This is a genomic window from Streptomyces sp. NPDC111606 (genome assembly GCF_055656945.1).
Window position 1 is genome coordinate 80189 of the sequence record NZ_JBVKBY010000012.1, and the last position, 25034, is coordinate 105222.

Here is a 25034-nt window from a genome sequence, read left to right on the forward strand (position 1 = left end):
TCAGGGCCCGGCTTTGCTGCCGAGCTGTGACATCCCCTAGGGGGCGCCAAGTGTCGGCTCAGGGACATGCCGTACGTGACGTCCCTGTACCTCTGCGTCCTTAGCGGAGCATCACCTGCCCCAGCCTCAGGTAGCCGGACGGCAGGCCCAGCGAGCCCGGGCCGAAGCTGATCGCCTTGCCGGTGGTCACGCCCGAGGCCGCGCCGCGCAGGTTGTAGAGGGAGCCGGCGGGGTGGTTCTCGCCGTCGGCGGCGACGGACAGGTCGGCCCTGCCGTCGCCGGTGAGGTCGGAGAGGCGTACGGACGCGCCGAAGCGGTCGGCGGTCTCGGCGGTGCCGGGGACGCCGGCGGTGTTCTGGGTGAAGGACCGGGCGCCGGTCGCGGTCAGGCCGGAGGCCGAGCCGCGCAGCACGGTCACGCTTCCGGCGATCTTGGCGGTGCCGATGGTCTCGTGGATCGTGCCGACGGCCACCTCCGCCTTGCCGTCCCCGGTGACGTCGGCCACGGAGAGGGCGTTGCCGAACCAGTCGCCTTCCTCGTCCGAGCCGGGGACGCCGGGGGTGTCCTGGGTGATCGTGGTCTGCGGCTGGGTGCGGACGCCGGTCGGGCCGCCGAGATAGGCGCTGACGGAGCCGCCGAGGCTCGTACGGCCCTCGTCTCCGTACGTCGCCGTGACCACGTCCGCGTAGCCGTCGCCGTTGAGATCGCCGACGGCCGCCAGCTCGTAGGCGCCGTTCCTCAGGAATGTCTGGCGGGTGAGGCCGGAGGCGGCGCCCAGGTAGACGAAGGCGCCTTCGTCGTACGTCTCCGTCTGGGTGCCGCTGACGACCAGGTCGGCGGTGCCGTCGCCGTTCAGGTCGCCGGCGGCCAGGCTCTGGGCGCCGTGGATGCTGTAGCCGGTGGTGTACAGGTCGGTGGCGAGCTTGTAGCGGGACGCGGCGCCGCTGGTCCTGGTGAAGCCGCCCTGGTGGATCCAGATGTCGCTGCCGGTGCTGCCGACGGCGAGGTCGGCCCTGCCGTCGCCGCTGAAGTCGCCGACGGCGAGGGACATGCCGTACTCGTTGTGGTCCGCGGGAGCGGGGTCGGGCACGACCTGGCCGCCGGACAGGCCGCTCTTGGCGCCCCAGACGATCACGACGGCGCCGGACTCGGCGTTCTCACCCGTGCTGCCGATCACCAGGTCGGCGTACCCGTCCCGGTTCAGGTCGCCGGAGGCGAGGGCCTGGCCGAACTCGTCGTCCGTCTCGGCGGTACCGGGGATGCCGGCCGTGTTCTGGGTGATGATCGTGCGGCGGGAGGCGCTGATGCCGTTCGCGGAGCCGTAGTTCACGACGACGGCGCCCGCGCCGGTCTTGCCGCCGACCGGGGTGTACGGCGCTGCGGTGGCGAGGTCGCGGTAGCCGTCGCCGTTGAAGTCGTCGGCGTACTTGGCGGGGGCTGCCGCTGCCGGGGCGGCGGTGATCAGCGGGGCGGCCGTCAGCGCGGCGGCGACGGTGGCCGTGGCGAGGGCCAGGGCGGGGAGTCTGCTGTGGTGGTGCCGGAGCATGTGGGGTCCTCCTGCGGTGGGGTGGGTGGTCGAGGGGGGAGGGCCGCCCGCGCGGCGACGCGGACGTGCGGGGCGGCCCGTCGACGGGCGGTCAGCCCGCCAGTACGTCTCCGAAGTACGCGTCGCCCGTCGGGCCGCCCACCGTCGAGGCGCCGAAGGACTTGGAGCCGGTGGCGGTGATGCCGGACGTGCTGGACTTGAAGACCCAGACGGAGCCATCGCCGGTGTTCTCGTGCGCGGCACCCGCGAAGAGCTCCGCGCGGCCGTTGCCGTCGACGTCCGTGAGGTGGACCGCGCCGCCGAAGTTGTCCAGGCGCTCGGCCGTGCCGGGCACGCTCGCGGAGTCCTGGCTGAAGACCTTGGCGCCGCTGCCGGTCAGGCCGGACGCCGAGCCGCGCAGGACCGCGAACGAGCCCGCCTGGTACACCGAGCCGACGGCCTCGTTCTCGATGCCGACCGCGATGTCGACGTATCCGTCGCCGTTGGTGTCGCCCGCCGCGAGGCTCCAGCCGAAGGCGTCGCCCTTTTCGGCGGCGCCGGGTACGCCCGCGGTGTCCTGGGTGATACGGACCGGGGTGCGGGAGCTGATGCCGGTGGAGGCGCCGTACGTGACGGTGAGCGCGCCGCCGGGGCCGCCGTTCGGCTCGGTGGCCGACTTCTCCATGAAGTTGCCTGTGACGATGTCGCCGTAGCCGTCCTTGTCGACGTCGGCGATGACCGCGTCGTAGCCGCCCGCGACCTTGCTGCCGGCGGTCAGGGCGGAGGCCGTGCCCTTGTAGAGGACGCTGCGGGTGCGGTAGCCGCCGGTGAACTCCTCCTGGCCCATGACCAGCAGGTCCGTCCTGCCGTCGGCCGTGACGTCGCCGGCGACGAGCTTGTCGGCGTTGATGCCGGTCTGCTCGAACGTGTCGATGCCGACGAGCTCCGTGGCCTTTCCGGTACGGGTGAACGGGCCCTTGAAGACGTTCAGTTCGGGGAAGGCGATGTTCGAGGCGGCCAGGTCGGTGTCGCCGTCGCCGTCGAAGTCGCCGGTGGCGACGGACCAGCCGAGCTCGTTGCGGTTCTCGGGGAGCGGCGAGGAGATGTCGGTGCCGGACTTGATCCCGCTCGCGCCGCCCCACAGCACCGTGAGGACGCCGGAGTCGTCGGTCGAGCCGATGCGCTCGCCGTGCACGCCGACGACGATGTCCGTGTAGCCGTCTCCGTCCAGGTCGCCGGTGGTGAGGCGGTCGCCGAAGTAGTCGCCCGACTCCGGGACGCCCGGGATACCGGCGGTGTCCTGGCTGATGACCTGCCGCTTGCCGGTGTCCGGACCGCTCGCCGTGCCGTAGACCACGGCGACATAGCCCGCGCCGGTCTTCCCGGCGACCTTGCCGATCGGCGCGGCGATCGCGACGTCGCGGTAGCCGTCGCCGTTGAAGTCGCCGGACAGGCCCGAGGGGGCGGCGGAGGCGCTGGTGGCCGGCAGGGCCGTCAGCAGGCCCGTGGTGAGCGTCGCCGCGAGCAGAAGAGTGCGCTTGCGCATGGTGAAGTCCTTTTCAGGGCTCAGGAGTTGAGGGCCGTGCCGTAGCCGGGGCTGCCCGCCGTGGACACGCCCGTCGTGCCCGGGCCGAAGCTCGTCGCCCCGCCGGTCGTCACGCCGGTCGTGGCGCCGCGCAGGGACCAGACGGCGCCGTCACCGTTCTCGCCGGTCGCGGCGACGGTGAGCTCGGCGCGCCGGTCGCCGGAGTGGTCGGCGAGCAGGACGCGGGCGCCGAAACGGTCGTTCGACTCGGACGTGCCGGGTACGCCCGGGGTGTTCTGCGTGAGGGACTGCGCGCCGGTCGTCCTGAGGCCGGAGGCCGAGCCGTACAGGACGGTCACCGAGCCCGCGCCGGAGTTCTCGCCGGACGCGCCGACGGCCAGGTCGGCGTAGCCGTCGCCGTTGATGTCGCCGAAGGAGACATGGCTGCCGAAGCGGTCGCCGGACTCGGAGGCGCCGGGAACGCCGGCGGTGTCCTGGGTGAGGACGAGCGGGGCGCGGGAGGTGTCCGTGCCGCCGGAGCCGCCGTAGACCACCGTGACCTTGCCGCCCTTGGCGCCGGCCGGGTCCGCGGAGGTCTCGCGCTCGTTGCCGATGGCGATGTCCGCGTACCCGTCCTTGTCGAGGTCGCCGATCGCGGAGACGTAGCCGGACGGCAGCTCCTGCAGCCAGTCGGCGAAGTTGCCGATGGACGGATCGGTCACCAGGTGGGTGACCGCGTCATCGGTACCGGTCCTGCGGCCGTGGACGACCACGTTGGTGTGCCAGGAGGCGGTGACGGGTCCGACGGCCAGGGACGTGATGCCGTACGAGGACGAGTACGGCTGGGGGAAGCCGGAGCCGGAACCGCCCTGGAAGGAACTGGTCCGGGTGAAGGGGCCGTTGACGAAGGCGAGGGTGAACAGGCCGTTCGCGCCGACCAGGATGTCCAGGTCGCCGTCGGTGTCGACGTCTCCCACCGCCACCGACTGCCCGTAGCGGTCCACGTCCCTGTCGTTGAAGTTGGGCACCGTACGCGCCCCCGACAGACCCGACTGGGCGCCCCAGACGACGACGACCGTGCCGTCGTTGGTGTCCCCGTACACGTCCTCGCCGGGCGTGCCGATCAGGAGGTCCGCGTACCCGTCGGTGTTGAGGTCGGCGGAGGCTACGGCGGAACCGAAGGCGTCGTCGGCCTCCGCGGCGCCCGGAACGCCGGCGGTGTTCTGGGTGATCAGGGTGCGCGTCGAGGTCTTCAGCCCGGTGGAGCTGCCGTAGACCACGGAGACGGCGCCCGCCTTGGCCTTGCCGCCCACCGTTGCGCCCGGCGCGCCGATCGCGAGGTCGGCGCGGCCGTCCCCGTTGAAGTCGTACGGCTTGGCGGCCGGGGCGGCGTGGGCCGCCGGGGCGGAGAGGGTGAGCGCGAGCGGGGTCAGGGCCGCCGCGAGGAGGGCGCAGGCGATGCGGTTGCGCATGGGGCGGCTTGCCTCGCAGGGGAGTTGACGGTTGGTCACTGGGAGATCACCGAGCCGAGGTAGTTGCCGGCCTTGAGGGAGATGCCGGCGACGGTCAGGCCCTTGGCGCCCGAGGTGGTCAGGCCGGTGGACGTGCCGCGCAGGGTCCAGACGCCGCCGGTGCCGTTCTCGCCGTCCACGCCGATCGTGAGGTCGGCCTTGCCGTCCTTGGTCACGTCGGTCAGGTCGACGGCGGAGCCGAAGCGGTCCCAGGTCTCGGCGTCGCCGGGGACGCCGGCCGTGTTCTGGGTGTAGGACTTCGCGCCCTTGGTGGTCAGACCGGAGGCCGAGCCGAACAGGACGGTCACCGAGCCCGCTTCCTTCGCCGCGCCGATGTCCTCGCCCCAGGCGCCGACAACGACGTCCGCGAACCCGTCGCCGTTGATGTCGCCGGTGCTCAGGGCCGAACCGAAGGAGTCGTCCGTCTCGCCGGAGCCGGGGACGCCGGTGGAGTCCTGGTGGACGACGGTCGGCGTCTGCGCGGGGTCGGGGCCGTTCGGGCCGCCGTACCAGACGGTGATCTGGCCGCCCTTGTGGCCGCCGGGCTTGTCGGTGTTGGGGTCGGAGGAGTCGCCGAGGACGAGGTCGCCGTAGCCGTCGCCGTCGATGTCGGCGACGGAGCCCGCGAAGCCGTCGGCGTTCACCAGCTCGGAGAACTTGTACCCGGTGGCGGTGTGCCGGTAGTAGAGGATCTGGCCGCCGGAGTCGCCGTCCACGCTGAACGGGTAGACGCGCTCGGCCGCGCCGTCGCCGCTCAGGTCGCCGGCGATCACCTCGAACGTCGTGCCGAGCTCGCCGACGCCGTAGTGGCTCAGCGGACCGCCGGTGCGGGTGAACGGGCCCAGGTAGAGACGGGTGTGGTTCTGGCCGGTGAGCGTCACGTCCGTGTCGCCGTCACCGTCGAAGTCCCCGGTGGCGACGCCACGCGAGAAGCCGCCCCACTCGGCGATCGTGGACGGCTGCGGCAGTCCCTTGCCGCCGGACAGGCCGGACTTGGAGCCCCACAGCACGGTGCCGGAGCCGACGCCGTCCCGGTCGCCGATGCTCTCGCCCGAGGAGCCGACGACGAGGTCGGAGTAGCCGTCGCGGTCGAGGTCGGCGGAGGCGAGGGAGGACCCGAACAGGTCGCCGGACTCGGCGGTGCCGGGTACGCCGGCGGAGTTCTGGGTGAGGACGGCCTTCCGCGTCGCGGAGACGCCCGACGACGAGCCGTACAGCACGACGACGGCGCCGGCGCAGGACGCGGAGCCGACATCGGTGCATACGGCGCTGACGGCCACGTCGCGGTAGCCGTCGCCGTTGAAGTCCCCGGCCAGGCCCGACGGGGCGGCGGAGGCGGTGGCGGCGGGCAGCGCGGTGAGCAGGCCCGTGGTGAGGGTGGCGGCGAGGAGAAGGGGGCGCTTGCGCAAGTGGGTGCTCCTGGGAAGAGGGCCGGGCCCGCGGGGGACGGGCCCGGCCGTTCAGGGCGTACGACGGCCGGGTGCCGCCGTACGGCGATGCAGGCCGGACAACTGCACGGCCTGCCGGACTCAGTCCGCGAAGACCGCGCCGAACTGCGGGGTTCCGGTCGTCGAGAGGCCCGAGCTGCTCGGGGCGACGGAGCGCGAGCCGGACGTGGTGATCTTCGTGCCGTTGGAAGGCAGGTAGGTCAGGCCGCCGTTGCCCGCGTTCTCGTACGAGCCGAGGACGAGGTCGGCCCTGCCGTCGCCGGTGACGTCGTCGAGCTTGACGTCCGCGCCGAACAGGTCGTTCTTCTCGTCGTTGCCGGGGACGCCCGCGGTGCTCTGGGCGAGGCCCTGGACGCCGGAGACGGTGTCGATGCCGCTCGCGGAGCCGTACAGCACCGTGACCTGGCCGGTGTTGGCGACGCCGGCGATGTCCTCGTTCGGCGAGGCGACGACCAGGTCCTGGTATCCGTCACCGTTGACGTCACCGAGGTCCAGGTCCCAGCCGAAGCCGTCGCCCTTCTCCGAACTGCCGGGCACGTTGCCGGAGTTCTGGGTGATGCCGGAGGTGGCGGCGGGCCCGGAGGCGGCGCCGTAGGTGATGTTCACCTTGCCGCCGTCGGAGGCGTCCGGGACGGGGGTGCCGTCGGTGGTGGTGCTGTCCCAGCCGGCGCCGCTGACGATGTCGCCGTAGCCGTCGCCGTTGATGTCGCCGATGGCGGTGATGATGCCGGGCTTGAGGACCTCGGCGGAGGCGACGCTCAGGCCGCTCGCGGTGCCGGGCACGAAGTAGTTCTGGTTCCACCCGTAGTCGCTCTGGGTCTCGTACCCGTCGACGATCAGGTCCGTGCGCCGGTCGCCGTTGACGTCTCCGGCGGTGAGGCTCAGCGGGCCGTAGGGGAAGTCGTTGGTGCCGGTGTGGATGGGCGGCTTGATGGTGTAGCGCCCGCCGGGGGTGCCGGTGGCGCTGAAGCCGCCCTTGAAGACGTGGATGGTGCTGGACGAGTTGCCGACGGCCAGGTCCGCCTTGCCGTCACCGTCGAAGTCGCCGGCGGCCAGGTCCTTGCCCCAGAAGTCGTGCGAGGAGGGGGCCGGGTCCGTGACGGTGACGCCCTTGCCGGTGAGGCCGCTCGCGGAGCCCCACAGGACGGCGACGCCGCCGCCGTTGGTGTCGGTGCCGACCTTCTCCCACGGGGAGGAGACGGCGAGGTCGTCGTATCCGTCGCCGTTGAAGTCGGCGTACGCGGACTCGGCGCCGAAGCCGTCGCCGGCCTCGGCGGTGCCGGGGGATCCGGCGGTGTTCTGGCTGATCGTGGTGCGCTTCGCGGACGATACGCCGGTGGTGGTGCCGTAGAGCACGACGACCTGCCCGGCGCCCGCGCGGCCGCTGACGTAGGAGCCGTGCGCGGAGGCCACGACGTCGCCCAGGCCGTCACCGTTGAAGTCGGCGGCCGACACGTGCATGGAGTCGGCGGCGGTCGCCGACGTGGCCGTCGCGAGCGTGAGCAGCCCGCCCGTCACCGCGGCCGCGGTAGCTGTCGCGAGGGCGAGTCTCAGGTGGTGCTTGTGCATGCGGGTTCTCCTGCTGCATGCGGGGATGCCTGGCGGGCATCCGCAGTCAATGGGGTGCGACCGCCCGTGTTCTCCGGGAGTTGGCCTCGGGTTCACTGGGTGGTCGGCGATCAGGAGACTCACGGTGGGGCGTGAGGGTTGTACGTGAGTTCGAGAAACTTCTGGGGTTCCTGATGCGGCACAGTCGCCCGCGATATCGGTCATGACCCGTGCGTTCGCCGAGGTAGGGCGTTTCGTGTGGATTCCGTGACCTGATGGGGTCACTTCACACGTCCATGGCATCATCGGGCCCATTCGGCCACCGGCGGTTGTTGGCCGATGCGACCGCGAATCGCGAACGGGGAGAAACAGCGTGGGGGACCACTTCAGGACCGATATCGATCAGCTTGCCGCCTTCACCAAGGACCTCAACGGCGCCAACGAATCCCTTGAGCAGGTGCGAACCGCGCTGCAGCACGTGCGGTCCGACCAGATCGGGACGGCGGAGCTGGACGAGGCGTGCGATACGTTCCAGGAGCGCTGGAAGTACGGCAACGAGCAGATCCGCGAGCGCATCGGCAAGCTCACCGAGGGGCTCCAGAAGAACACGGACAACTACCGCGAAGTGGAGACCTCCCTGGAGGAGAGCTTCAAGCGGGCCGCAGCCGCGGGGAAGTGACTGATCGCAATGGCACAGAATCCCTACGTCCACCTCGGCTGGAACCCCGTCCCGGGCCAGCCCGGCGAGGTCGAGAAGCTCCGCACCCAGCTCGTGAACTCGGCGAGCGCGCTGCAGACGGCGTACCAGAAGATCGACAAGCTGCTCGGCGAGTCCAGCTTCTGGGAGGGCGACGCAGCCGTCGGTTTCCGTGAGGCCCTCGACGGTGATCTGCCGAAGTACATGAAGGACGCCCACAAGTCGCTGACCCTGGCCGCCGGTCACCTCGGCAGCTGGCACGGCGGACTGACCGGCCGGCGCGAGCTCGCGCACAAGTACGACGTCGAGGCGGCCGACCACAAGGGCGACCTGAAGACCGCCAACGCTCGGCACGAGACGGCCAAGCAGGATCCGGACCTCAAGCTCGCGGGGCAGACCTTCCAGCAGGGCCCCGAGCTGGAGTCGGCCCAGACCCGCCTGAACGCCGCCAACACCCGGCTCGGCGACGCCGTCACCGCCGTGAACAACGCGCAGGGCGCCCTCGACGACGTACTGCGCAAGGCGCGCGAGCTGGAGGGGACGCACGAGGCGGAGGCGCGGGACCTCGCGAAGAAGCTGAAGGACTCCACGAACGATCTGGCGCCCGAGGAGCCGGGGTGGCTGAGCAAGGCGCTGAGCTGGATCGGGGACAACCTCACCAACATCCTCAGTGTGCTGGCGGCGGTGGCGGGGTTGCTGGCGCTGCTGTGCACGGGGCCGTTCGGGGTTGCGATGCTGCTCGTGGCGGCCGGAGCCAGTCTCGCCACCGCGGGATCCCGGCTCGCCAAGCCCGAGGTGCGGGCCTCCCTCGCGGATGGCTTCACGAAGGGCGAGTTCGATGCCGACTTCTGGGAGAACGCCGTGGGGCTAGCGGGTGACGCGGCGGGCGCGGTGCCGGGACTCGGGGCTGTCACGCGCGGAGCCAATGGCGCCATCCGATCGGCGATCCACGGGGGCGAAGCCGCGGGCGGAGCGCTGCAGTTCTTCAAACAGTTCGGGGACGACACGTTCACTGCCGCCACCCGGATCTCGACCGCAGGTGCCTTCAACCCCGTCGGAGACTGGGTGGCTCACGCCGCGGGCGGCAGTCAAGCAGTCAGGGCGGGGATGGACTACCTCTCGCCTGTGGCCGGTGTCGCCACGTCCGGGTTCGGGCTCGCCGCCGACAATATCGACGCGCTGGAAAGCGACGCAGGGAAGAACACGACCACCGGGATCGACGGCGCGCGCTGGGGTCTGTTCGACGGCCCCGGTGCCTTGTCCACGGCCGTGGACACCCTCAAGGTGGTGGCACGGTGACCGGCGAGTCCGACGCGTCACCACGGCTGCTCATCGACGACTCGGCCCGGGACCCGAGTTCCAAGATCTGGTATGCGCTGCCCGGCGGCTACTTCGACGTTCCGCTTGCCGCCCTTGATGCCGAGCCCGGATCGGAGCAGGAGGAGCGGCTCGAGAACCTCATGGCACTCGTTGTTGACTGTGCTCCCGAGACGGAGCGCGACCGCTATGCCGGCGCAGTGCACGACGTGCGGCACATGGTGCGGTACATGCGAAGCGAAGGCATCATCGGCTGCTCGCTCGGCATGCACTACGCCGATGACGGCTCTTCTGCGGTTTCGGTCTTCACCGTGGCGCTGAAGGACATCGAATGGGCCCCGCCCAAGCTCACGGCCGTCCGGGCGGTCTCGCTGCGTGAATCCCCGGAAAATGTCGGGCTGTTGACGCTTCCGGGAGGCCGTCCTGGCTCAGTGTCGGACACGCTTGTCACCACGCCCGCCGTAGCCGGAGGGGCCGCGCAGGAGCTCTATCAGTGCAACCTCTACGTGCCGGCTCCGTCGGGTGCGCAGCTCGCAGTCCTGACGCTGAGCACGGTGGCGGTGAACTCCCGTAGGCACTACCGCGACTTGATGGAGAGCATCGCGCACACTGTGGCCTTCCAGGACCCCATGCCTGGGATCGAGCGTGCCGCACGGGGCGACGGGGGCGGCAGCGGCAGGACCGTCAAGGACGACATCGCCGGCGACTTCGGGTGATCGCAATGAGACAGAGCAAGAACGCCGGGGGCTTCGACGGCCCTGTTGCCTGGGAGACGCCCGGAACCCGAGCTGCATTGTGCCGCTGGGGGGCGCGGCTTGTGGGGAAGATGCTCGGTTGGGCGGCGCTGTGGCTGGCCTGGCTCTACGGTGTCGTGATCGCGACCTTTTCGGGAGGTGTGGCAGCCGCGGCGGCCCTGCCCCTCGTGGTGGTCGCTTACCTCGTGGGTGCCCAGATATACGGACTCTTCAAGCTCTGGCGCATGTACCGGATCCTCACGGTCTACCCCTGGCGGCAGCAGCCCGACGGTGTGCACGCTGACCAGCGACGGTCCAGGTGGGCGAGAGCAAAGTTCGTCCTGCCGAATCCGGACCAGCCGGAGAGGACGGAGTCGCCTGAGGAGCATGGGGGGCTCTTCCGCATCTGGGACCGCGTCGTCCGCAAGGGGTTCCACGACGAGTTGTGGTACGCCGGAGACCCTCGCTTCGCTTGTGTGGTCGCCAAGCCTGGGCCGAAGACGTTGAGCTACGTTGCCCAGCCCACGGCGTACGACCACCGCACCTCCCCCCGCCGCAAGGGCCTCAGCCCCGAGGCCCGCCGCCGCGCCCGCGCCATCGGCGCCCGGGTGGCCGACTGACGCGGCCCGCATCCGGCTACCGCGTCAGGAACTCCGAGCTGGAGAACCTCACCGACGGCTCCGCCGCCACCAGCCCCTTCTTCACGCCCGGATACACCGCCACCGTGTCCTTCGTCTCGCCGACGTACGTCCGCACCACCAGGTCCGCCCGCCCGTCCCCGTCGAAGTCGGCGGCCGTCACGACGCGCGTGGTGCCTCGGGCGGGCGGCTTCACCGTCACCATGCCCGCAGCCGCGAGTCCTGCCGTACGGCCGCGGAGGATCCGCAACTCGGACCCGCTGGTGAGGAGTTCGCTCAGGCCGTCGCCGTCGAAGTCGGCGGCGTCGAGCACCGAGCCGGGGGTGGCGAGGGTGCCGCGGGCGGTGGCTGCCGGGAGGTCGTAGCGCAGAGACGTTCCGTCCATCGTGCCGATCGCCGCGTCGAGGGCAGCCCTGCCCTTGCCGAAGGTGCCGAGGGCCACGTCGATGCCGGAGGGGAGGGTGGCGCCGGTGCGGGTCGGTCCGTTCGGGCCGCCGAGGACGAGGGACGATGTGCCCGCGCCCTCCGCCGTACGGACCACCAGGTCGTCGTATCCGTCGTCGTTCACGTCGGCCGCCGGGCCCGTGGGGGCGTTGCCCGGGGCCTCGATGGGGGCGCCCGCCGCGCGCGGGGCGCCCTTGCGGGTGAACGGGCCCCGCAGCAAGCTCAGTTGACCGCCGGATGCGTGGACGACTAGGTCCTGCGCGTCGTCGCCGTCGAAGTCGCCGCACACGGGCTGGTCGGGCCAGTCCTTGCCGACGCGGGCACGGGCCGGGATCGCGAGCTTGACCGCCTTGCCGGTGAGGCCCTCCGGGGAGCCGTAGAGGATCTGCAACGGCACCGGCGGCTGTCCCTGGCCGTCGTAGGGCGGGTCGGTGGCGACGACCAGGTCCGTGAAGCCGTCTCCGTCCAGGTCGCAGGTCGCCTCCGCGTCGAAGACCGCCGGGAGTTGGCCCTTGGTCGGGGCCGCCTGACGCCGGGGGCTGAGCAACTGCCGTGCTCCCGGCGTCAGTCCGCGCTCGCCGCCGTAGACGATGCCGATGCCGGCGTCGTCGGCATGGGCCTGAGCCTTGACCAGGTCGTTGAGGACCAGGTCACGGTGGCCGTCGCCGTTGAAGTCGGCGGGCGTCTTGCTGCCCTTGCCGTGCGGGACGGGGAGTTGGGCGGGGGCGTCGGCAATCTGGACGGGCGTGTGGCGGGCCGACTTGGCTTCGTCGTGGGGGGTGGGGCCGCAGGCGGTGAGGGGGAGGGCGAGGGCCAGGCCCGTCACGGCCGCTGTACACATCCCGCTTCTTCGCGCGCGCACCGCTCACCTCGTCAACACCAGGGGCAACAACTGGGTAATGATGCACGCGTTCGAGACAGGGCGACAGACCTGTGCGGGGACGGGGTGCGGGGGATGTGCGGTCTGGCCGAAAGTGTCCGCAGGGCGCCCAGCGGACGCCGGGGGAACGTTTCCGGTGGGCCGTGGCGTTGACCTCAGGCCTGCTGCTGCGAACAGGAACCCGAACCCGAACCTAGGAGGACCATGCCCGATACCTCGTCCGACGCCACCGTGACCGCCCTCCCGCCGCTCACCGCCCAGGCGGCACGCCTGATCGAGCTCGGGGTGCATGAGCTCGCGGGGATACCGGCCGACGAGCTGCGCACGTTCGCGGCGAACGCCGGCGGCACCGACGGCGGAGAGGGCGATGCGCTCCTCGCCGTCCACCCCGACCGCGTCCCCGCGTCCGCCCTGGCCCCGCTGCTGCGCCGTGCCGGCAAGCCCGGCTTCGTCGTCGTCGACATGCCCGACGTCGACGACTTCGCCCCCGACTCCGTCGCACTGCCCGACGCGCCGCTCTACGTCGTCACCGGCCTCGACCGCGGCGACCGCATGGCCAACTGGAGCCCGGAGGAGGCGCTGCCGGCCCTGACCGCGGAGGAGCGCAGTCCGCTGCTGCTCCACGAGGGCATCCACTGGGTGCTCCAGCAGCCGCCGATCCTCGAGCGCAACCGCTGCTTCATGACCATCGGTTCCCGGCTGCGCAAGCCGAACGGCACCCTGGACGCCCGTACTCCGGCGATCTGGATCAGCAACGGCACGGGACGCGACGGCCGCGAGCGGCGCAATGCCCCGAAGGTCGGCTGGTGCTGGTGGGGCAACCGCCACACGTGGCTGGGGTTCGCATCGGCGACGGGCCGTGGCAGCGGGGTTCAGCGGCAGGAGTCGTAGCGCATTCGTTTCGATTGATACCGTTTCGAGTGAATCGGTCGCTGTAGTGTGGCCTCATGCCCGCCGACGTTCCCGCTGTGCCCGCCGCCTCGCGTGCGACCGACCGCCCCGGTGACGGGTCGCCGTTCGCTCTTGGTCTGTTGCTGCGCCGGGCGCACTGGCGCGCGCAGACGGTGATGACGGAGGCGCTCCGGCCGCTCGGCATCGAGTTGCGGCATTTCGCCGTGCTGATCGTGCTGGTGGACCGCGGGCCCACGGTGCAGCGGGACCTGGCGGCGGCCACCGGGACCGACAAGGCCGGAATCATGCGGGTCGTGGACGATCTGGAGCGCAAGGGGCTGGCCGTACGCAAGGCCGTGCACGGAGACCGGCGGGTGCGGGCGGTGGAGATCACGCCGCAGGGCATGGAGCTCTTCGACGCGGCCCATGTGGCGGCGGAGCCGCGGGCCGAGCGCCTCGTCGCCGGACTGCGGCCGGGCGAGGCCGAGCAGCTGAGGGATCTGCTGACCCGGTTCGCCTATCCGGCGGACGGCGAGGCGTAAGCGCACCGGCGCGCTCGTCCGCCGCGCGCACGGGCGGACGGGCGGACGGCGCACCGCAGCGCGCCTGTCCGCCGGTCATCCCCCCGGCACTCACGCGGCACGCACGCGGCACTCACCCGGCGACCCGCTCCGCGACTTCCTTGGCCTTGGCGGCCGCGTCCGCGAAGGCGCGCGCACGGGAGGCCTCGTAGAGGGGGACCAGTTCGGACATGGCCGGGTTGCGGGGGGCCATGGTGAGTTCCGGGACGATGAAGTCGAGGTCCAGGCCGAGCGTGCGCTTCAGGACGGCCTCCAGGTAGTTCTGCACGAACTCGAAGCCCTCGCGCGGGGTGCCCGGCGCGTACGAGCCGCCGCGGCTGGCGATGACGGTGACCGGGGTGCCCTGCGCGGACGGGTTCTCGCCCGCGGTGCGGCCCACGAGGAGCACGTTGTCCAGCCATGCCTTGAGGGTCGACGGAACCGAGAAGTTGTGCATCGGTGCGCCGATCAGTACGGCGTCCGCCGCCTCCAGTTCCTCGATGAGCCGCACCCGCGCGGCGAACGCGGCGGACTGCTCCGTGGTGCGCTCCGACGGGGCGGTGTAGCCGGCGGACCAGGCGCCGGCCGTGATGTGCGGGACGGGGGCGGCGGCGAGGTCGCGGTAGATCACCGCTCCCTCCGGGTGCTGCTCCTGCCAGGCCGTACGGAAGGCGGCCGCGACCGAACGGGACGAGGACGCCTCTCCGGGGAGCACGGACGAGTCGATGTGCAGCAGCGTGGCCATGGGCTTTCTCCAAGGGGGGCGCCCGAGGCGGGGACACCAGGGGCTGACGGGCATGGCTTGAGATCGACCATAGTTAAACACGAGACGGTATCAAATGATACCGTCGCGACTGCAACGGAGGCGGACGCACCGAGCAAAGAGGAGGCAGGCGACCTTGGACGTCTACGAGGCGGTCACGAGCCGACGGGCCGTGCGCGGGTTCACCGACCGGCAGGTCCCGAAGGAGGTGCTGGCCCGGGTGCTGACCGCCGCGGCATGGACCCCCTCGGCGTCGAACGTCCAGCCGTGGCACGCCTATGTGCTGACCGGCGCACCGCTGGCCGGGCTCAAGAAGCGCGCCGGCGCACGCGTGGTGTCGGGCGACCCCTGGGACGAGCCGGAGTACGAGCAGTACCCGCCCGATCTGAAGTCCCCCTACCGCGAACGCCGGTTCGCCTTCGGCGAGCAGCGCTACGGCGGACTCGGCATCCCCCGTGAGGATCTGGAGGCGCGCCAGCGGGCCGCTGCCGCGAACTGGGACTGCTTCGGCGCGCCCGCCGCCCTGTTCTGCTACCTCGACCGTGACATGGGGCCGGCGCAGTGGTCCGACGTCGGCATGTATCTGCAGACCGTCATGCTCCTGCTGCGCGCCGAGGGGCTGCACAGCTGCGCGCAGATGGCGTGGGCGAAGTACCGCAAGACCGTCGCGGAGGTGCTGGCGCCGCCGGCCGAGCTCATCCTCTTCTGCGGCATGTCGATCGGGTTCGAGGACGTCACCGCGCGGGACGCCCGCACGGGCCGGGCGCCGCTCGAGGAGACGGTCACGTTCGTCCCCGGCTGCTGACAGCGGCTGCGCTCAGCCGGTCGGGCGGCGCTTTCTTGCCATGCCCACCTAGTGCCGCACATGCCACATTGCAAAGAGCTCGCGACGAAAGGCATCCCATGAAGTTCGCGGTCATCGGCGGTACCGGCCTGATCGGGTCGCAGGTCGTCAGGAATCTGAACGCCGTCGGGCACGAGGCGGTGCCGCACTCGCAGTCCACCGGCGTCGACGTCATCACCGGCCAGGGACTGGACGAGGCGGTGGCGGGGGCCGAAGTCGTCGTCAATCTGACGAACTCCCCGACCTTCGACGAGGCCTCCCCGGCCTTCTTCCGGACCTCGATGGACAACCTGCTGGCCGCGGCCGGCAAGGGCGGCGCCGGCCACTTCGTCATCCTCTCGATCGTCGGCGTGGACCAGGTGCCCGAGCTGGACTACTACCGGGCCAAGGCCCTCCAGGAGAGCGTCCTGGAGGCCGGGCCGATCCCCTACTCGATCGTGCGGGCCACGCAGTTCATGGAGTTCATCGACGCCGTCATGTCCTGGACGGCCGACGGCGACACCGTCCGGTTGCCCGCCACGCCGATCCAGCCGATCGCCGCCAAGGACGTGGCGAGGGCGGTGACGGACGTTGCCGTGGGCTCCCCGCTGAACGGCATTCGCAACGTCGCCGGCCCCGAGGTCTTCACCCTGGACGAGCTGGGCCGTGCGACTCTGGCCCACAAGGGAGACAGCCGTACGGTCGTCACCGATCCCACCGCCGGTATGTTCGCCGTCGTCAAGGGCGACGTCCTCACCGACAAGGAAGCCCACCTCGCCCCCACCCGCTACAGCGACTGGCTCTCCTGACCGTTCGCACCGGACGCTCCGTTCGGCTCGCGCACCATGAACACGTCCACCGCATCCTCGGTCCCGACCGTGAACCCGTGCCGCTCGTACAGCCGCCGGGCCGGACTGCCCTGCAGTACGTTCAGCCGGACGAGGATGCCGTCGCGGTCACACCGCTCCAGCAGTTCGCGCAACACGCCCGAACCGATACCCCGGCCCTGAAGACGCGGGGCCAGGTAGAAGTGCTCCAGCCATCGCTCCTGCCGCCGCTGCGGCCGCCGGCCGTCCTCGACCGGTCGCAGCGCCACGCAGCCGGCAAAAGCGCCGCCCGCCTCGATCACCCAGGTGTGCGCCGGATCGAATCCGTCCCGCAGCCGCTGCCGCACCCGCCGCTCGTCGTACCGTCCGAGCCGCTCCAGATCCGCCCGCAGCACCACGGCACGCAATGCGGCCACCGCCTCGACGTCGTACGCCGATGCCGGCCGAAGCCCCCAGTCCGCCATGATCGGCACGCTATCGCGCAGGGCTCCGGCCGGTCTCAGAGGTCCGTCGCTCCATAACCCTCCCAGCACAGCAGGTCCCCCGGCTGGCCGGCCAGGTTGGCGGGGGTGATGCCGACGCGGTCGGCCAACTCGCCCACAGACAGCTTCCGTTTGGCCTGCATCGCCGTCGCCTCGGCGTCACGCGCGACGGCCTGGGCGAGCAGCATCCGCAGCACCAGGACGATGAGCGCCACGCCCAGCACCGCCGTGGCGACCCCGCCGATCAGCATGGGCCGCCCCGCAGCCGTGCCCGCCGCCCCCGATCCCTGCACTCGCCGACGTGAAGGGTGACGGCACCGCGCGATGGGACGGGATCACCCGTCGGTCCTCCCTGAAGGACAAGTGGGCGGCCGGGCCGGACCGGCTCGCCGACGCCGCCCGGGACGGGGACCGGCGTACCGTCTTCCGCCTCCTCGACAGGGAGCCCGAATGGGCCAACTGCGGGCGCCCGGAGAGCCGTAGCGGCTACGCACCCCTGCACCAGGCCGCCCGGCGCCGGCGCCGCAGCCGGAACGGTCGAGCGGCTCCTGGAGTACGGCGCCTTCCGCACGCTGCGGGCGAGCGACGCGACCCGGCCCCTGGACATCGCCGTGTCGCGCGGCCACCGCCACCTCGACACCCTCCTGCGGCCGGAGATCCGGCACCCCTGTCCCCGCTGCGCCTGCCGGAGGCCGAGGCACTGACCGAACGCGAGGTTCCCGGGCCGGACCAATGGAGCCGGTAATAGTAAGTCCCTCGATAACACCGCGTCATACATCTTCATACATCTTCATGCATCGTCTGAATTTCACCGGCCGGGGTCGGTCATTGGATCTTTTGGATAATCACCGTTGACGCATATTCCCCCGAATGCCAGATGTCCTGCCCTGTGCGGTGCTCGTTAGGTGGGCGTGACTTGGCATGAAAAACATGCAGCTGAGGGTCGTACGCTCCGCTCGCTTCAGGCAGCTGATCAGACCACTGCGGAAGGCATCACGCACTGCTCGGATCTGCTTGAGGACTTTCTGAGAGCCATCAGCCGGATGGAGAGCGAATATCTCCGGGCCACGATGGAAGGGGAAAAGTTCTAGCGATGAGGGCCGACTATGACGCGGTAGACGAACAGCCTCTTTACACTCAGCAGCTCGACATGCAGAACCTCTGGCATGTCCCGGATGCGGCGATCTCGTCGCCGGGCGGCTGGGATCTGGACGAAGAGCTGGCCCAGATGCTGAACACGACGCAGGGCCTGGATCTTTCCGCCGCTCCTGTTCCCACTCCTGCTCCGACCCCGCCGCCGGCGCACCGTGACAGGCCCCCGCCCCGGCCGGTGCATCGAAAGCGGCCTCAGCCCAGCAATCACATCCTTGCCGGAAACCCAAAGATCTTCACCGTCGGGGTCCTGGTCACACTCATCACCCTGTGTGCGGTCACGATGCTCACCTGGTCCATTTCGTATTCGTACGATCAGCTGCGCTCCATCGCGCTGCTGGTGGTGTCGCCGAATCTGGCCCATTGGTGGCCATTGACGGTCTATGGACCGTGGCTGCTGGCGGGTCTGTCCATCCTGCGGGCTTCCGTTCAGCGTCGGACGGCCCGGCGTTCCTGGGCCGTCATGCTGATCTCCTCCGGTACCGCGGTGGCGCTGTGCATCGGCCAGTCGGCGCATTCCCTGCTGGCGATGGTGGTAGTCGGAATTCCGCCGATCACCGCCCTGGTCTGCTTTCGCGAACTCGTCGGACAGTTCTCGTCACGGCCCGGCCCCCGGCACGCGGCCGACGCGATGAACGGACCCAAGCAGCCGAAGCCGTAGGCCGCTCAGGACTGGTACGGCTGCTGCGGCTGCCCGTAGGGATGCTGACCGCCGTGGGTGCCGGGCTGACCGCCGGCGGCGGCCTGCGCCTGCAGCTGCTCCGCCTGCTCGCCGGTCACCTTCTGCTCCGCGCCGCAGAACGTGCACTGCGTCGCGTACTTGGTCGAGACGGGGAACAGCGGCACGAAGAACAGCGTGAACTTCGTGACGCGCTTGCGCAGCGTGTGTGCGGAGGGGTTGCCGCACTGGCCGCACACCAGCGTCAGTATCGCCAGCTGGTAGAGGTAGCCCTTGGTGCCGAAGATGATCACGAGGTGGTCCTTCCGGAGCGGGTTCTGCCGCAAAAGTACAGCTGTCGAGCGTACGGCGACGCCCCCAGGCCCTGCGGGGCGTGGGGGCGTCGGACTGCCGTAGGGATTGCCGTAGGGATTGCCGTGGCGGTTCCTACTTGACCGGCTGGGGCTCCGGCTCGCTCTCCGCCTCGGCGGTGCCCGCCGGGGGCTCGTCGTCCGGGACCGGGGTCTTGACCGACTCCAGCAGCAGCTGGGCGACGTCGACGACCTGGATGGACTCCTTGGCCGTGCCGTCGTTCTTCTTGCCGTTCACGGAGTCCGTGAGCATGACCAGGCAGAACGGGCAGGCCGTCGAGACGATGTCCGGGTTCACCGAGAGAGCCTCGTCGACGCGCTCGTTGTTGATGCGCTTGCCGATCCGCTCCTCCATCCACATCCGCGCACCGCCGGCGCCACAGCAGAAGCCGCGCTCCTTGTGGCGGTGCATCTCCTCGTTGCGGATGCCCGGGACGCTGGCGATGATCTCACGCGGGGGCGTGTAGATCTTGTTGTGGCGGCCCAGGTAGCAGGGGTCGTGGTAGGTGATGATGCCCTCGACCGGGGTCACCGGGACCAGCTTGCCCTCGTCCACCAGGTGCTGCAGCAGCTGGGTGTGGTGGATGACCTCGTAGTCGCCGCCGATCTGCGGGTACTCGTTGCCGATCGTGTTGAGGCAGTGCGGGCAGGTGGCGACGATCTTCTTGGCCGACTTGGGCTTGCGGGACTCCTCGGTCACCTTGCCGTCGTCGTCCATCTCCTCGCCGAACGCCATGTTCAGCGCCATGACGTTCTCCATGCCGAGCTCCTGGAACAGAGGCTCGTTGCCGAGGCGGCGGGCGGAGTCACCGGTGCACTTCTCGTCGCCGCCCATGATCGCGAACTTGACGCCCGCCATGTGCAGCAGCTCCGCGAAGGCCTTGGTGGTCTTCTTGGCGCGGTCCTCCAGGGCGCCGGCGCAGCCGACCCAGTAGAGGTACTCGACCTCGGTGAGGTCCTCGATGTCCTTGCCGACGACCGGCACCTCGAAGTCGACTTCCTTGAGCCATTCCAGGCGCTGCTTCTTCGCCAGGCCCCAGGGGTTGCCCTTCTTCTCCAGGTTCTTGAGCATCGTGCCCGCCTCGGACGGGAACGCGCTCTCGATCATCACCTGGTAGCGGCGCATGTCGACGATGTGGTCGATGTGCTCGATGTCCACCGGGCACTGCTCGACGCAGGCGCCGCAGGTGGTGCAGGACCACAGGACGTCCGGGTCGATGACGCCGTTCTCCTCGGCGGTCCCGATCAGCGGACGCTCGGCCTCCGCGAGGGCGGCCGCGGGGACGTCCCTCAGCTGCTCCTCGGAGGCCTTCTCCTCGCCCTCCATCGACTTGCCGCCACCGGCCAGCAGGTACGGCGCCTTGGCGTGCGCGTGGTCGCGCAGCGACATGATCAGCAGCTTGGGGGAGAGGGGCTTGCCCGTGTTCCAGGCGGGGCACTGCGACTGGCAGCGGCCGCACTCGGTGCAGGTGGAGAAGTCCAGCAGGCCCTTCCAGGAGAACTGCTCGACCTGGGAGACACCGAAGACGTCGTCGTCACCGGGGTCGGTGAAGTCGATCGGCTTGCCGCCGGAAGTCATCGGCAGCAGCGCGCCCAGCGAGGTCTCACCGGCGGCGTTGCGCTTGAACCAGATGTTCGGGAACGCCAGGAAGCGGTGCCAGGCCACACCCATGTCGGTCTTCAGGGCGACCGTGATCATCCAGATGAAGGAGGTCGCGATCTTCAGACCGGCGAAGAGGTAGGTGAGGTTCTGGAGCGTGGAGATGTCGAAGCCCTCGAGCCACGACACCACCGGGTACGAGATGAAGAACGACGCCTCGTAGCCGTCCACGTGGTGCTGGGCGCCCTCCAGCGCGTGCAGCATGAAGATGCAGACGCCGACGATGAGGATGACGCTCTCGACGAAGTACGCCTGGCCGGTGTTGGACCCGGCGAAGCGGGACTTGCGGCCCGCCTTGCCCGGCCGGCTCAGCTGGCGGATCACGATCAGCGTGAGGATGCCGAGGACCGTCATGGTGCCGAGGAACTCGACGAAGACGTTGTACGGCGCCCAGTCGCCGATGACCGGCAGGATCCAGTCGGCCTTGAACAGCTGGCCGATGGCGTTGACGATCGTCAGCAGCAGCGAGAAGAAGCCCACCGCCACGAACCAGTGCGCGACACCCACGATGCCCCAGCGGTTCATCCGGGTGTGGCCGAGGAACTCCCTGGCCACGGTGACGGTGCGCTGCACCGGCTCGTCCGTGCGGGTGCCCGCGGGCACGTTCTGGCCGAGCCGCATGAAGTTGTAGATCTGAAGGATGGCGCGCGCGAACAGGGCCACGCCGACCACGATCAGAACCAGCGACACGATGATCGCGGCGAGTTGCATTTCGGGGCTCCTCGGGCCTGCGAGGGGTGGTTCGAGGGGGTCCTCGACATTACTAAGCGGTAACTTATGCAGTCCGTCTGAGACTACCCCCATCTTCAACCGCACTGTAGCCAGGCGCGGAGTGATGTGAGTCGCTGAGGGTTGCCTTAAGAACCGATCGTGTTATTCATCCCGAAATGGTATATACGGCACTAACCTATCCCCGTGCTTTACGGGATCGCCGCCGCCACCACCGCCCTCCTGCTCGCCGCCCTCCTCGCGGCGCTGCTCCGGCTGCCCGCCCTGCGCTTCGGCATCGTCGATCGCCGGCGCCAGCGGCCGCTGCCCCTGCTCGGCGGTGTCGCCGTCGCGCTCGTGACCTGCCTGGTGGCCGCCGCCGGGGAGTGGACCCGGTTCGCCCCGCTGGGCTCGGAGATCATGCGGCTGGTGGTCGCCGCGGGCGCCGTCGCCGCGCTCGGGCTGGTCGCCGACGTGCGGCGGGTCAAGGCGCGGTTCCTGATCGGCGGTACGGCGGTGGCGGCGGCCTGTGTGGTGCCGTACGGCGACACCGGGATCCTGCTGGGACTGGTGGCCATCGGCTGGATCGTTCTCGCGGCCATCGGGTTCAAGGCGCTCGACCATGCGGACGCGCTGGCCGGCACCGTCGGGGTGCTCACCGCCTTCGGTGTCGGGATCTGTGCGGCGGCCGAGGTGATGGACGAACTCGCGGTGCTGCTCAGTGTGCTGGCGGCCGCCCTGACCGGGTTCCTCATGCACAACTGGCATCCCGCGCGGATCGGGCTCGGGGCGTGCGGGTCCCTCTTCGTCGGGTTCGTGCTGGCCGCGTCCGCCGTCATCACCCGGGCCGGGCACGACCCCGTGTCGAGCGCGGCCGTGCTCTACTCGCTCACCTCCTTCGCCACCGCAGACGTACTCCTCGTGGCGCTGTCCCGGCGGCTGGCCGGACGGCCCCTGCTGCGGGGCGGGCCCGACCATTTCGCCCATCGTTTGCGCCGCATCGGACTCACCCCGCAGGGTGGGACCGTCCTGCTGGGGGTCGCGGGCTTCTCCGGAGTACTCGTCGGCGTCCTCGTGCACATGGGATGGATGGCGCCGTCCGGAGCGTTCTGGGTGGGAGTGGGTGCCCTCGTCACCGTATTCGCGATGCTGCACATCAAGCCGTACGGGCCTCGGCGTCAACCCTCTTTTCCCCTAGGGGGTGCTGTTCGCCCGCCCGCGCAGGCCACATCGTCGCAGGTCGGAGCCCAGTTGCGTGTAAGGAACGGATAAGAGTTGAGTGAGGTCGACTCAGCTCTGTTGACCGGTCGCGAGCCGTCATGCACACTTGAGTCCGTTCCACTCAAGTCAGCTGGAGGAATCAACCATGGCACGTGCGGTCGGCATCGACCTGGGCACGACTAACTCCGTCGTCAGCGTTCTCGAAGGCGGCGAGCCCACCGTCATCACCAACGCCGAGGGTGCCAGGACCACGCCGTCCGTCGTCGCCTTCGCGAAGAACGGCGAAGTGCTTGTCGGCGAGGTCGCCAAGCGCCAGGCGGTCACCAACGTGGACCGGACCATCAGGTCCGTGAAGCGCCACATGGGCACCGACTGGAAGACGGAGCTCGACGGGAAGCCCTTCAACCCGCAGCAGATGTCCGCCTTCATCCTGCAGAAGCTGAAGCGGGACGCCGAGTCCTACCTGGGCGAGAAGGTGACCGACGCGGTCATCACCGTCCCGGCGTACTTCAACGACTCCGAGCGCCAGGCGACGAAGGAAGCCGGCGAGATCGCCGGTCTGAACGTCCTTCGCATCGTCAACGAGCCCACCGCGGCCGCGCTCGCGTACGGCCTCGACAAGGACGACCAGACGATCCTCGTCTTCGACCTCGGTGGCGGCACCTTCGACGTGTCCCTCCTGGAGATCGGCGACGGCGTCGTCGAGGTGAAGGCCACCAACGGTGACAACCACCTCGGTGGTGACGACTGGGACCAGCGCGTCGTCGACTACCTGGTGCAGCAGTTCAAGTCCGGTCACGGCGTGGACCTCGCCAAGGACAAGATGGCTCTGCAGCGTCTGCGTGAGGCTGCCGAGAAGGCCAAGATCGAGCTGTCCTCGTCCACCGAGACCTCGATCAACCTGCCCTACATCACCGCCTCCGCCGAGGGCCCGCTGCACCTGGACGAGAAGCTCACCCGGGCTCAGTTCCAGCAGCTGACCGCGGACCTCCTGGAGCGCTGCAAGACCCCGTTCTTCAACGTCATGAAGGACGCCGGAGTCTCCATCAACGAGATCGACCACGTCGTCCTCGTCGGTGGCTCCACCCGTATGCCCGCCGTCGCCGAGCAGGTGCGCGAGCTGACCGGCGGCAAGGACGCCAACAAGGGCGTCAACCCGGACGAGGTCGTCGCCATCGGCGCCGCCCTGCAGGCCGGTGTCCTCAAGGGTGAGGTCAAGGACGTCCTGCTCCTCGACGTGACCCCGCTGTCCCTCGGTATCGAGACCAAGGGCGGCATCATGACCAAGCTCATCGAGCGCAACACCACGATCCCGACCAAGCGGTCCGAGATCTTCACGACGGCCGAGGACAACCAGCCGTCCGTGCAGATCCAGGTCTACCAGGGCGAGCGCGAGATCGCGGCGTACAACAAGAAGCTCGGCATGTTCGAGCTGACCGGTCTGCCGCCGGCCCCGCGCGGTGTCCCGCAGATCGAGGTCGCCTTCGACATCGACGCCAACGGCATCATGCACGTGACCGCGAAGGACCTCGGCACGGGCAAGGAGCAGAAGATGACCGTCACCGGTGGCTCCTCGCTGCCGAAGGACGAGGTCAACCGGATGCGCGAAGAGGCCGAGAAGTACGCGGAGGAGGACCACGCCCGCCGCGAGGCCGCCGAGTCCCGCAACCAGGGCGAGCAGCTCGTCTACCAGACGGAGAAGTTCCTCAAGGACAACGAGGACAAGGTTCCCGGCGAGGTCAAGACCGAGGTCGAGGCCGCCGTCGAGGAGCTGAAGACCGCGCTCAAGGGCGAGGACACCGCCGAGATCCGCACCGCCACCGAGAAGGTCGCCGCGGTCTCGCAGAAGGTCGGCCAGGCCATGTACGCCGACGCCCAGGCCGCGCAGGGCGCTGCCGGCGGTCCGGAGGGCGCTGCCCCGGGCGGCAAGGCCGCCGACGACGACGTCGTCGACGCCGAGATCGTGGACGACGAGCGCAAGGACGGTGCCGCGTAATGACGGAGGAGACCCCGGGCTTCGAGGAGAAGCCCGACGTCCCCTCCGGCGCGACCCCTGACGACGCCGAGTCGAAGGCCGCCCCTCAGGAAGGGGCGGCCCCGGCCGGGGACGGAGCAGCAGACCCGGGCCTGGTGGCCCAGCTGGACCAGGTGCGTACGGCGCTCGGCGAGCGCACGGCGGACCTCCAGCGGCTCCAGGCCGAGTACCAGAACTACCGCCGCCGCGTGGAGCGGGACCGGATCACGGTCAAGGAGATCGCCATCGCGAACCTCCTGACCGAGCTCCTGCCCGTGATCGACGACATCGGCCGCGCGCGTGAACACGGCGAACTCGTCGGCGGATTCAAGTCCGTCGCGGAGTCGCTGGAGACCGTCGCGGCGAAGATGGGACTGCAGGCGTTCGGCAAGGAGGGCGAGCCCTTCGACCCGACGATCCACGAGGCCCTGATGCACTCCTACGCGCCGGACGTCACCGAGACGACCTGCGTGGCGATCCTGCAGCCCGGGTATCGCATCGGCGAGCGCACCATCCGCCCCGCGCGGGTGGCCGTCGCCGAGCCCCAGCCGGGCGCGCAGACCGTCAAGGAGGAGTCCGGCGAGGCGGCCGACGACAAGGAGAGCGGTGGCCCGGACGAGGGCTGACGTTGAACTGA

General features: G+C 70.2%; 22 protein-coding genes and 1 pseudogene. 12 read left to right on the top strand and 11 right to left on the bottom strand.

Going from position 1 to position 25034, the window contains the following annotated elements:
- Positions 1 to 100: 100 nt before the first annotated feature.
- The 5 genes from ACZ7M7_RS35005 to ACZ7M7_RS35025 all read right to left on the bottom strand — a co-directional run bounded on the left by ACZ7M7_RS35005 (position 101) and on the right by ACZ7M7_RS35025 (position 7578).
- Positions 101 to 1546, bottom strand: a complete 1446-nt coding sequence (locus ACZ7M7_RS35005) for an FG-GAP repeat domain-containing protein (protein WP_472124017.1) — start codon at positions 1544 to 1546, stop codon at positions 101 to 103.
- A gap of 91 nt (positions 1547 to 1637) precedes the next feature.
- A complete protein-coding gene (locus tag ACZ7M7_RS35010) occupies positions 1638 to 3071 on the bottom strand; it encodes an FG-GAP and VCBS repeat-containing protein (RefSeq protein WP_472124020.1) in 1434 nt (477 codons plus the stop codon).
- A 20-nt stretch (positions 3072 to 3091) separates the two neighbouring features.
- Positions 3092 to 4522 carry a hypothetical protein gene (locus ACZ7M7_RS35015; RefSeq protein WP_472124023.1) on the bottom strand — a complete coding sequence of 477 codons (1431 nt, stop codon included), beginning with the start codon at positions 4520 to 4522 and terminating at the stop codon, positions 3092 to 3094.
- Between the two features lie 35 nt (positions 4523 to 4557).
- Positions 4558 to 5970, bottom strand: coding sequence for an FG-GAP-like repeat-containing protein (locus ACZ7M7_RS35020; RefSeq protein ID WP_472124026.1), 1413 nt, complete (start codon positions 5968 to 5970; stop codon positions 4558 to 4560).
- A gap of 120 nt (positions 5971 to 6090) precedes the next feature.
- Positions 6091 to 7578, bottom strand: coding sequence for an FG-GAP and VCBS repeat-containing protein (locus ACZ7M7_RS35025; protein WP_383615228.1), 1488 nt, complete (start codon positions 7576 to 7578; stop codon positions 6091 to 6093).
- Between the two features lie 352 nt (positions 7579 to 7930).
- Here ACZ7M7_RS35025 and ACZ7M7_RS35030 point away from each other — a divergent pair, with 352 nt between their 5' ends.
- Genes ACZ7M7_RS35030 through ACZ7M7_RS35045 form a run of 4 tightly spaced genes read left to right on the top strand, consistent with a single transcriptional unit; the run spans position 7931 to position 10925 of the window.
- Positions 7931 to 8236: a hypothetical protein gene (locus ACZ7M7_RS35030; RefSeq protein WP_383633023.1), complete on the top strand. Its 306-nt coding sequence runs from the start codon at positions 7931 to 7933 to the stop codon at positions 8234 to 8236.
- A 9-nt stretch (positions 8237 to 8245) separates the two neighbouring features.
- A complete protein-coding gene (locus tag ACZ7M7_RS35035) occupies positions 8246 to 9553 on the top strand; it encodes a hypothetical protein (RefSeq protein WP_472124029.1) in 1308 nt (435 codons plus the stop codon).
- Positions 9550 to 10287, top strand: coding sequence for a hypothetical protein (locus ACZ7M7_RS35040; RefSeq protein ID WP_472124032.1), 738 nt, complete (start codon positions 9550 to 9552; stop codon positions 10285 to 10287). Before ACZ7M7_RS35035 ends, ACZ7M7_RS35040 begins: the two co-directional genes overlap by 4 nt.
- Positions 10288 to 10292: 5 nt before the next feature.
- Positions 10293 to 10925, top strand: coding sequence for a hypothetical protein (locus ACZ7M7_RS35045; RefSeq protein WP_451172824.1), 633 nt, complete (start codon positions 10293 to 10295; stop codon positions 10923 to 10925).
- Positions 10926 to 10941: 16 nt separating this feature from the next.
- Here the strand turns inward: ACZ7M7_RS35045 and ACZ7M7_RS35050 are convergent, their stop codons facing one another.
- Positions 10942 to 12228, bottom strand: a complete 1287-nt coding sequence (locus ACZ7M7_RS35050; RefSeq protein ID WP_472124035.1) for an FG-GAP repeat domain-containing protein — start codon at positions 12226 to 12228, stop codon at positions 10942 to 10944.
- Positions 12229 to 12471: 243 nt separating this feature from the next.
- Between ACZ7M7_RS35050 and ACZ7M7_RS35055 the strand changes: the two genes are divergently transcribed.
- Together ACZ7M7_RS35055 and ACZ7M7_RS35060 are read left to right on the top strand one after the other, a co-directional pair.
- Complete coding sequence (locus ACZ7M7_RS35055; RefSeq protein WP_472124038.1) at positions 12472 to 13158, top strand: DUF5701 family protein; 687 nt, start codon at positions 12472 to 12474, stop codon at positions 13156 to 13158.
- 56 nt (positions 13159 to 13214) lie between these two features.
- A complete protein-coding gene (locus ACZ7M7_RS35060) occupies positions 13215 to 13700 on the top strand; it encodes a MarR family winged helix-turn-helix transcriptional regulator (protein ID WP_383633007.1) in 486 nt (161 codons plus the stop codon).
- 112 nt (positions 13701 to 13812) lie between these two features.
- Here the strand turns inward: ACZ7M7_RS35060 and ACZ7M7_RS35065 are convergent, their stop codons facing one another.
- A complete protein-coding gene (locus ACZ7M7_RS35065) occupies positions 13813 to 14463 on the bottom strand; it encodes an FMN-dependent NADH-azoreductase (RefSeq protein WP_472124041.1) in 651 nt (216 codons plus the stop codon).
- A gap of 154 nt (positions 14464 to 14617) precedes the next feature.
- Between ACZ7M7_RS35065 and ACZ7M7_RS35070 the strand changes: the two genes are divergently transcribed.
- Both ACZ7M7_RS35070 and ACZ7M7_RS35075 read left to right on the top strand, forming a co-directional pair.
- Positions 14618 to 15286 (top strand): nitroreductase, encoded by a 669-nt coding sequence (locus ACZ7M7_RS35070; protein ID WP_472124044.1) that lies wholly within the window; start codon positions 14618 to 14620, stop codon positions 15284 to 15286.
- 98 nt (positions 15287 to 15384) lie between these two features.
- Entirely contained in the window at positions 15385 to 16113 is a 729-nt protein-coding gene (locus ACZ7M7_RS35075) for an SDR family oxidoreductase (protein ID WP_472124047.1), read from the top strand.
- On the opposite strand, the gene ACZ7M7_RS35080 is transcribed toward ACZ7M7_RS35075, so the two are convergent.
- Both ACZ7M7_RS35080 and ACZ7M7_RS35085 read right to left on the bottom strand, forming a co-directional pair.
- On the bottom strand, positions 16092 to 16595 hold the full coding sequence (locus ACZ7M7_RS35080; RefSeq protein ID WP_472124051.1) for a GNAT family N-acetyltransferase: 504 nt from the start codon (positions 16593 to 16595) through the stop codon (positions 16092 to 16094). The two genes, ACZ7M7_RS35075 and ACZ7M7_RS35080, sit on opposite strands and share 22 nt — an antisense overlap.
- 149 nt (positions 16596 to 16744) lie before the next feature.
- Positions 16745 to 16858: pseudogene (locus ACZ7M7_RS35085) on the bottom strand (DUF2975 domain-containing protein); the annotation flags it as partial.
- A gap of 848 nt (positions 16859 to 17706) precedes the next feature.
- On the opposite strand from ACZ7M7_RS35085, the gene ACZ7M7_RS35090 reads away from it, so the two are divergent.
- Positions 17707 to 18426 carry a DUF2637 domain-containing protein gene (locus ACZ7M7_RS35090; RefSeq protein WP_383632989.1) on the top strand — a complete coding sequence of 240 codons (720 nt, stop codon included), beginning with the start codon at positions 17707 to 17709 and terminating at the stop codon, positions 18424 to 18426.
- A gap of 5 nt (positions 18427 to 18431) precedes the next feature.
- Here ACZ7M7_RS35090 and ACZ7M7_RS35095 read toward each other — a convergent pair whose 3' ends face one another.
- Positions 18432 to 18737, bottom strand: a complete 306-nt coding sequence (locus ACZ7M7_RS35095; RefSeq protein WP_383615256.1) for a zinc-ribbon domain-containing protein — start codon at positions 18735 to 18737, stop codon at positions 18432 to 18434.
- A 133-nt stretch (positions 18738 to 18870) separates the two neighbouring features.
- Positions 18871 to 21165, bottom strand: coding sequence for a (Fe-S)-binding protein (locus tag ACZ7M7_RS35100; RefSeq protein ID WP_472124054.1), 2295 nt, complete (start codon positions 21163 to 21165; stop codon positions 18871 to 18873).
- A gap of 204 nt (positions 21166 to 21369) precedes the next feature.
- Here ACZ7M7_RS35100 and ACZ7M7_RS35105 point away from each other — a divergent pair, with 204 nt between their 5' ends.
- From ACZ7M7_RS35105 to grpE, 3 genes are all read left to right on the top strand, one after another.
- Complete coding sequence (locus ACZ7M7_RS35105) at positions 21370 to 22434, top strand: MraY family glycosyltransferase (RefSeq protein WP_472124057.1); 1065 nt, start codon at positions 21370 to 21372, stop codon at positions 22432 to 22434.
- A gap of 94 nt (positions 22435 to 22528) precedes the next feature.
- Positions 22529 to 24379, top strand: a complete 1851-nt coding sequence (dnaK, locus tag ACZ7M7_RS35110; RefSeq protein ID WP_383615265.1) for a molecular chaperone DnaK — start codon at positions 22529 to 22531, stop codon at positions 24377 to 24379.
- Complete coding sequence (gene grpE / locus ACZ7M7_RS35115; RefSeq protein ID WP_383615268.1) at positions 24379 to 25023, top strand: nucleotide exchange factor GrpE; 645 nt, start codon at positions 24379 to 24381, stop codon at positions 25021 to 25023. The genes dnaK and grpE overlap by 1 nt, the downstream gene beginning before the upstream one ends.
- Positions 25024 to 25034: the final 11 nt, after the last annotated feature.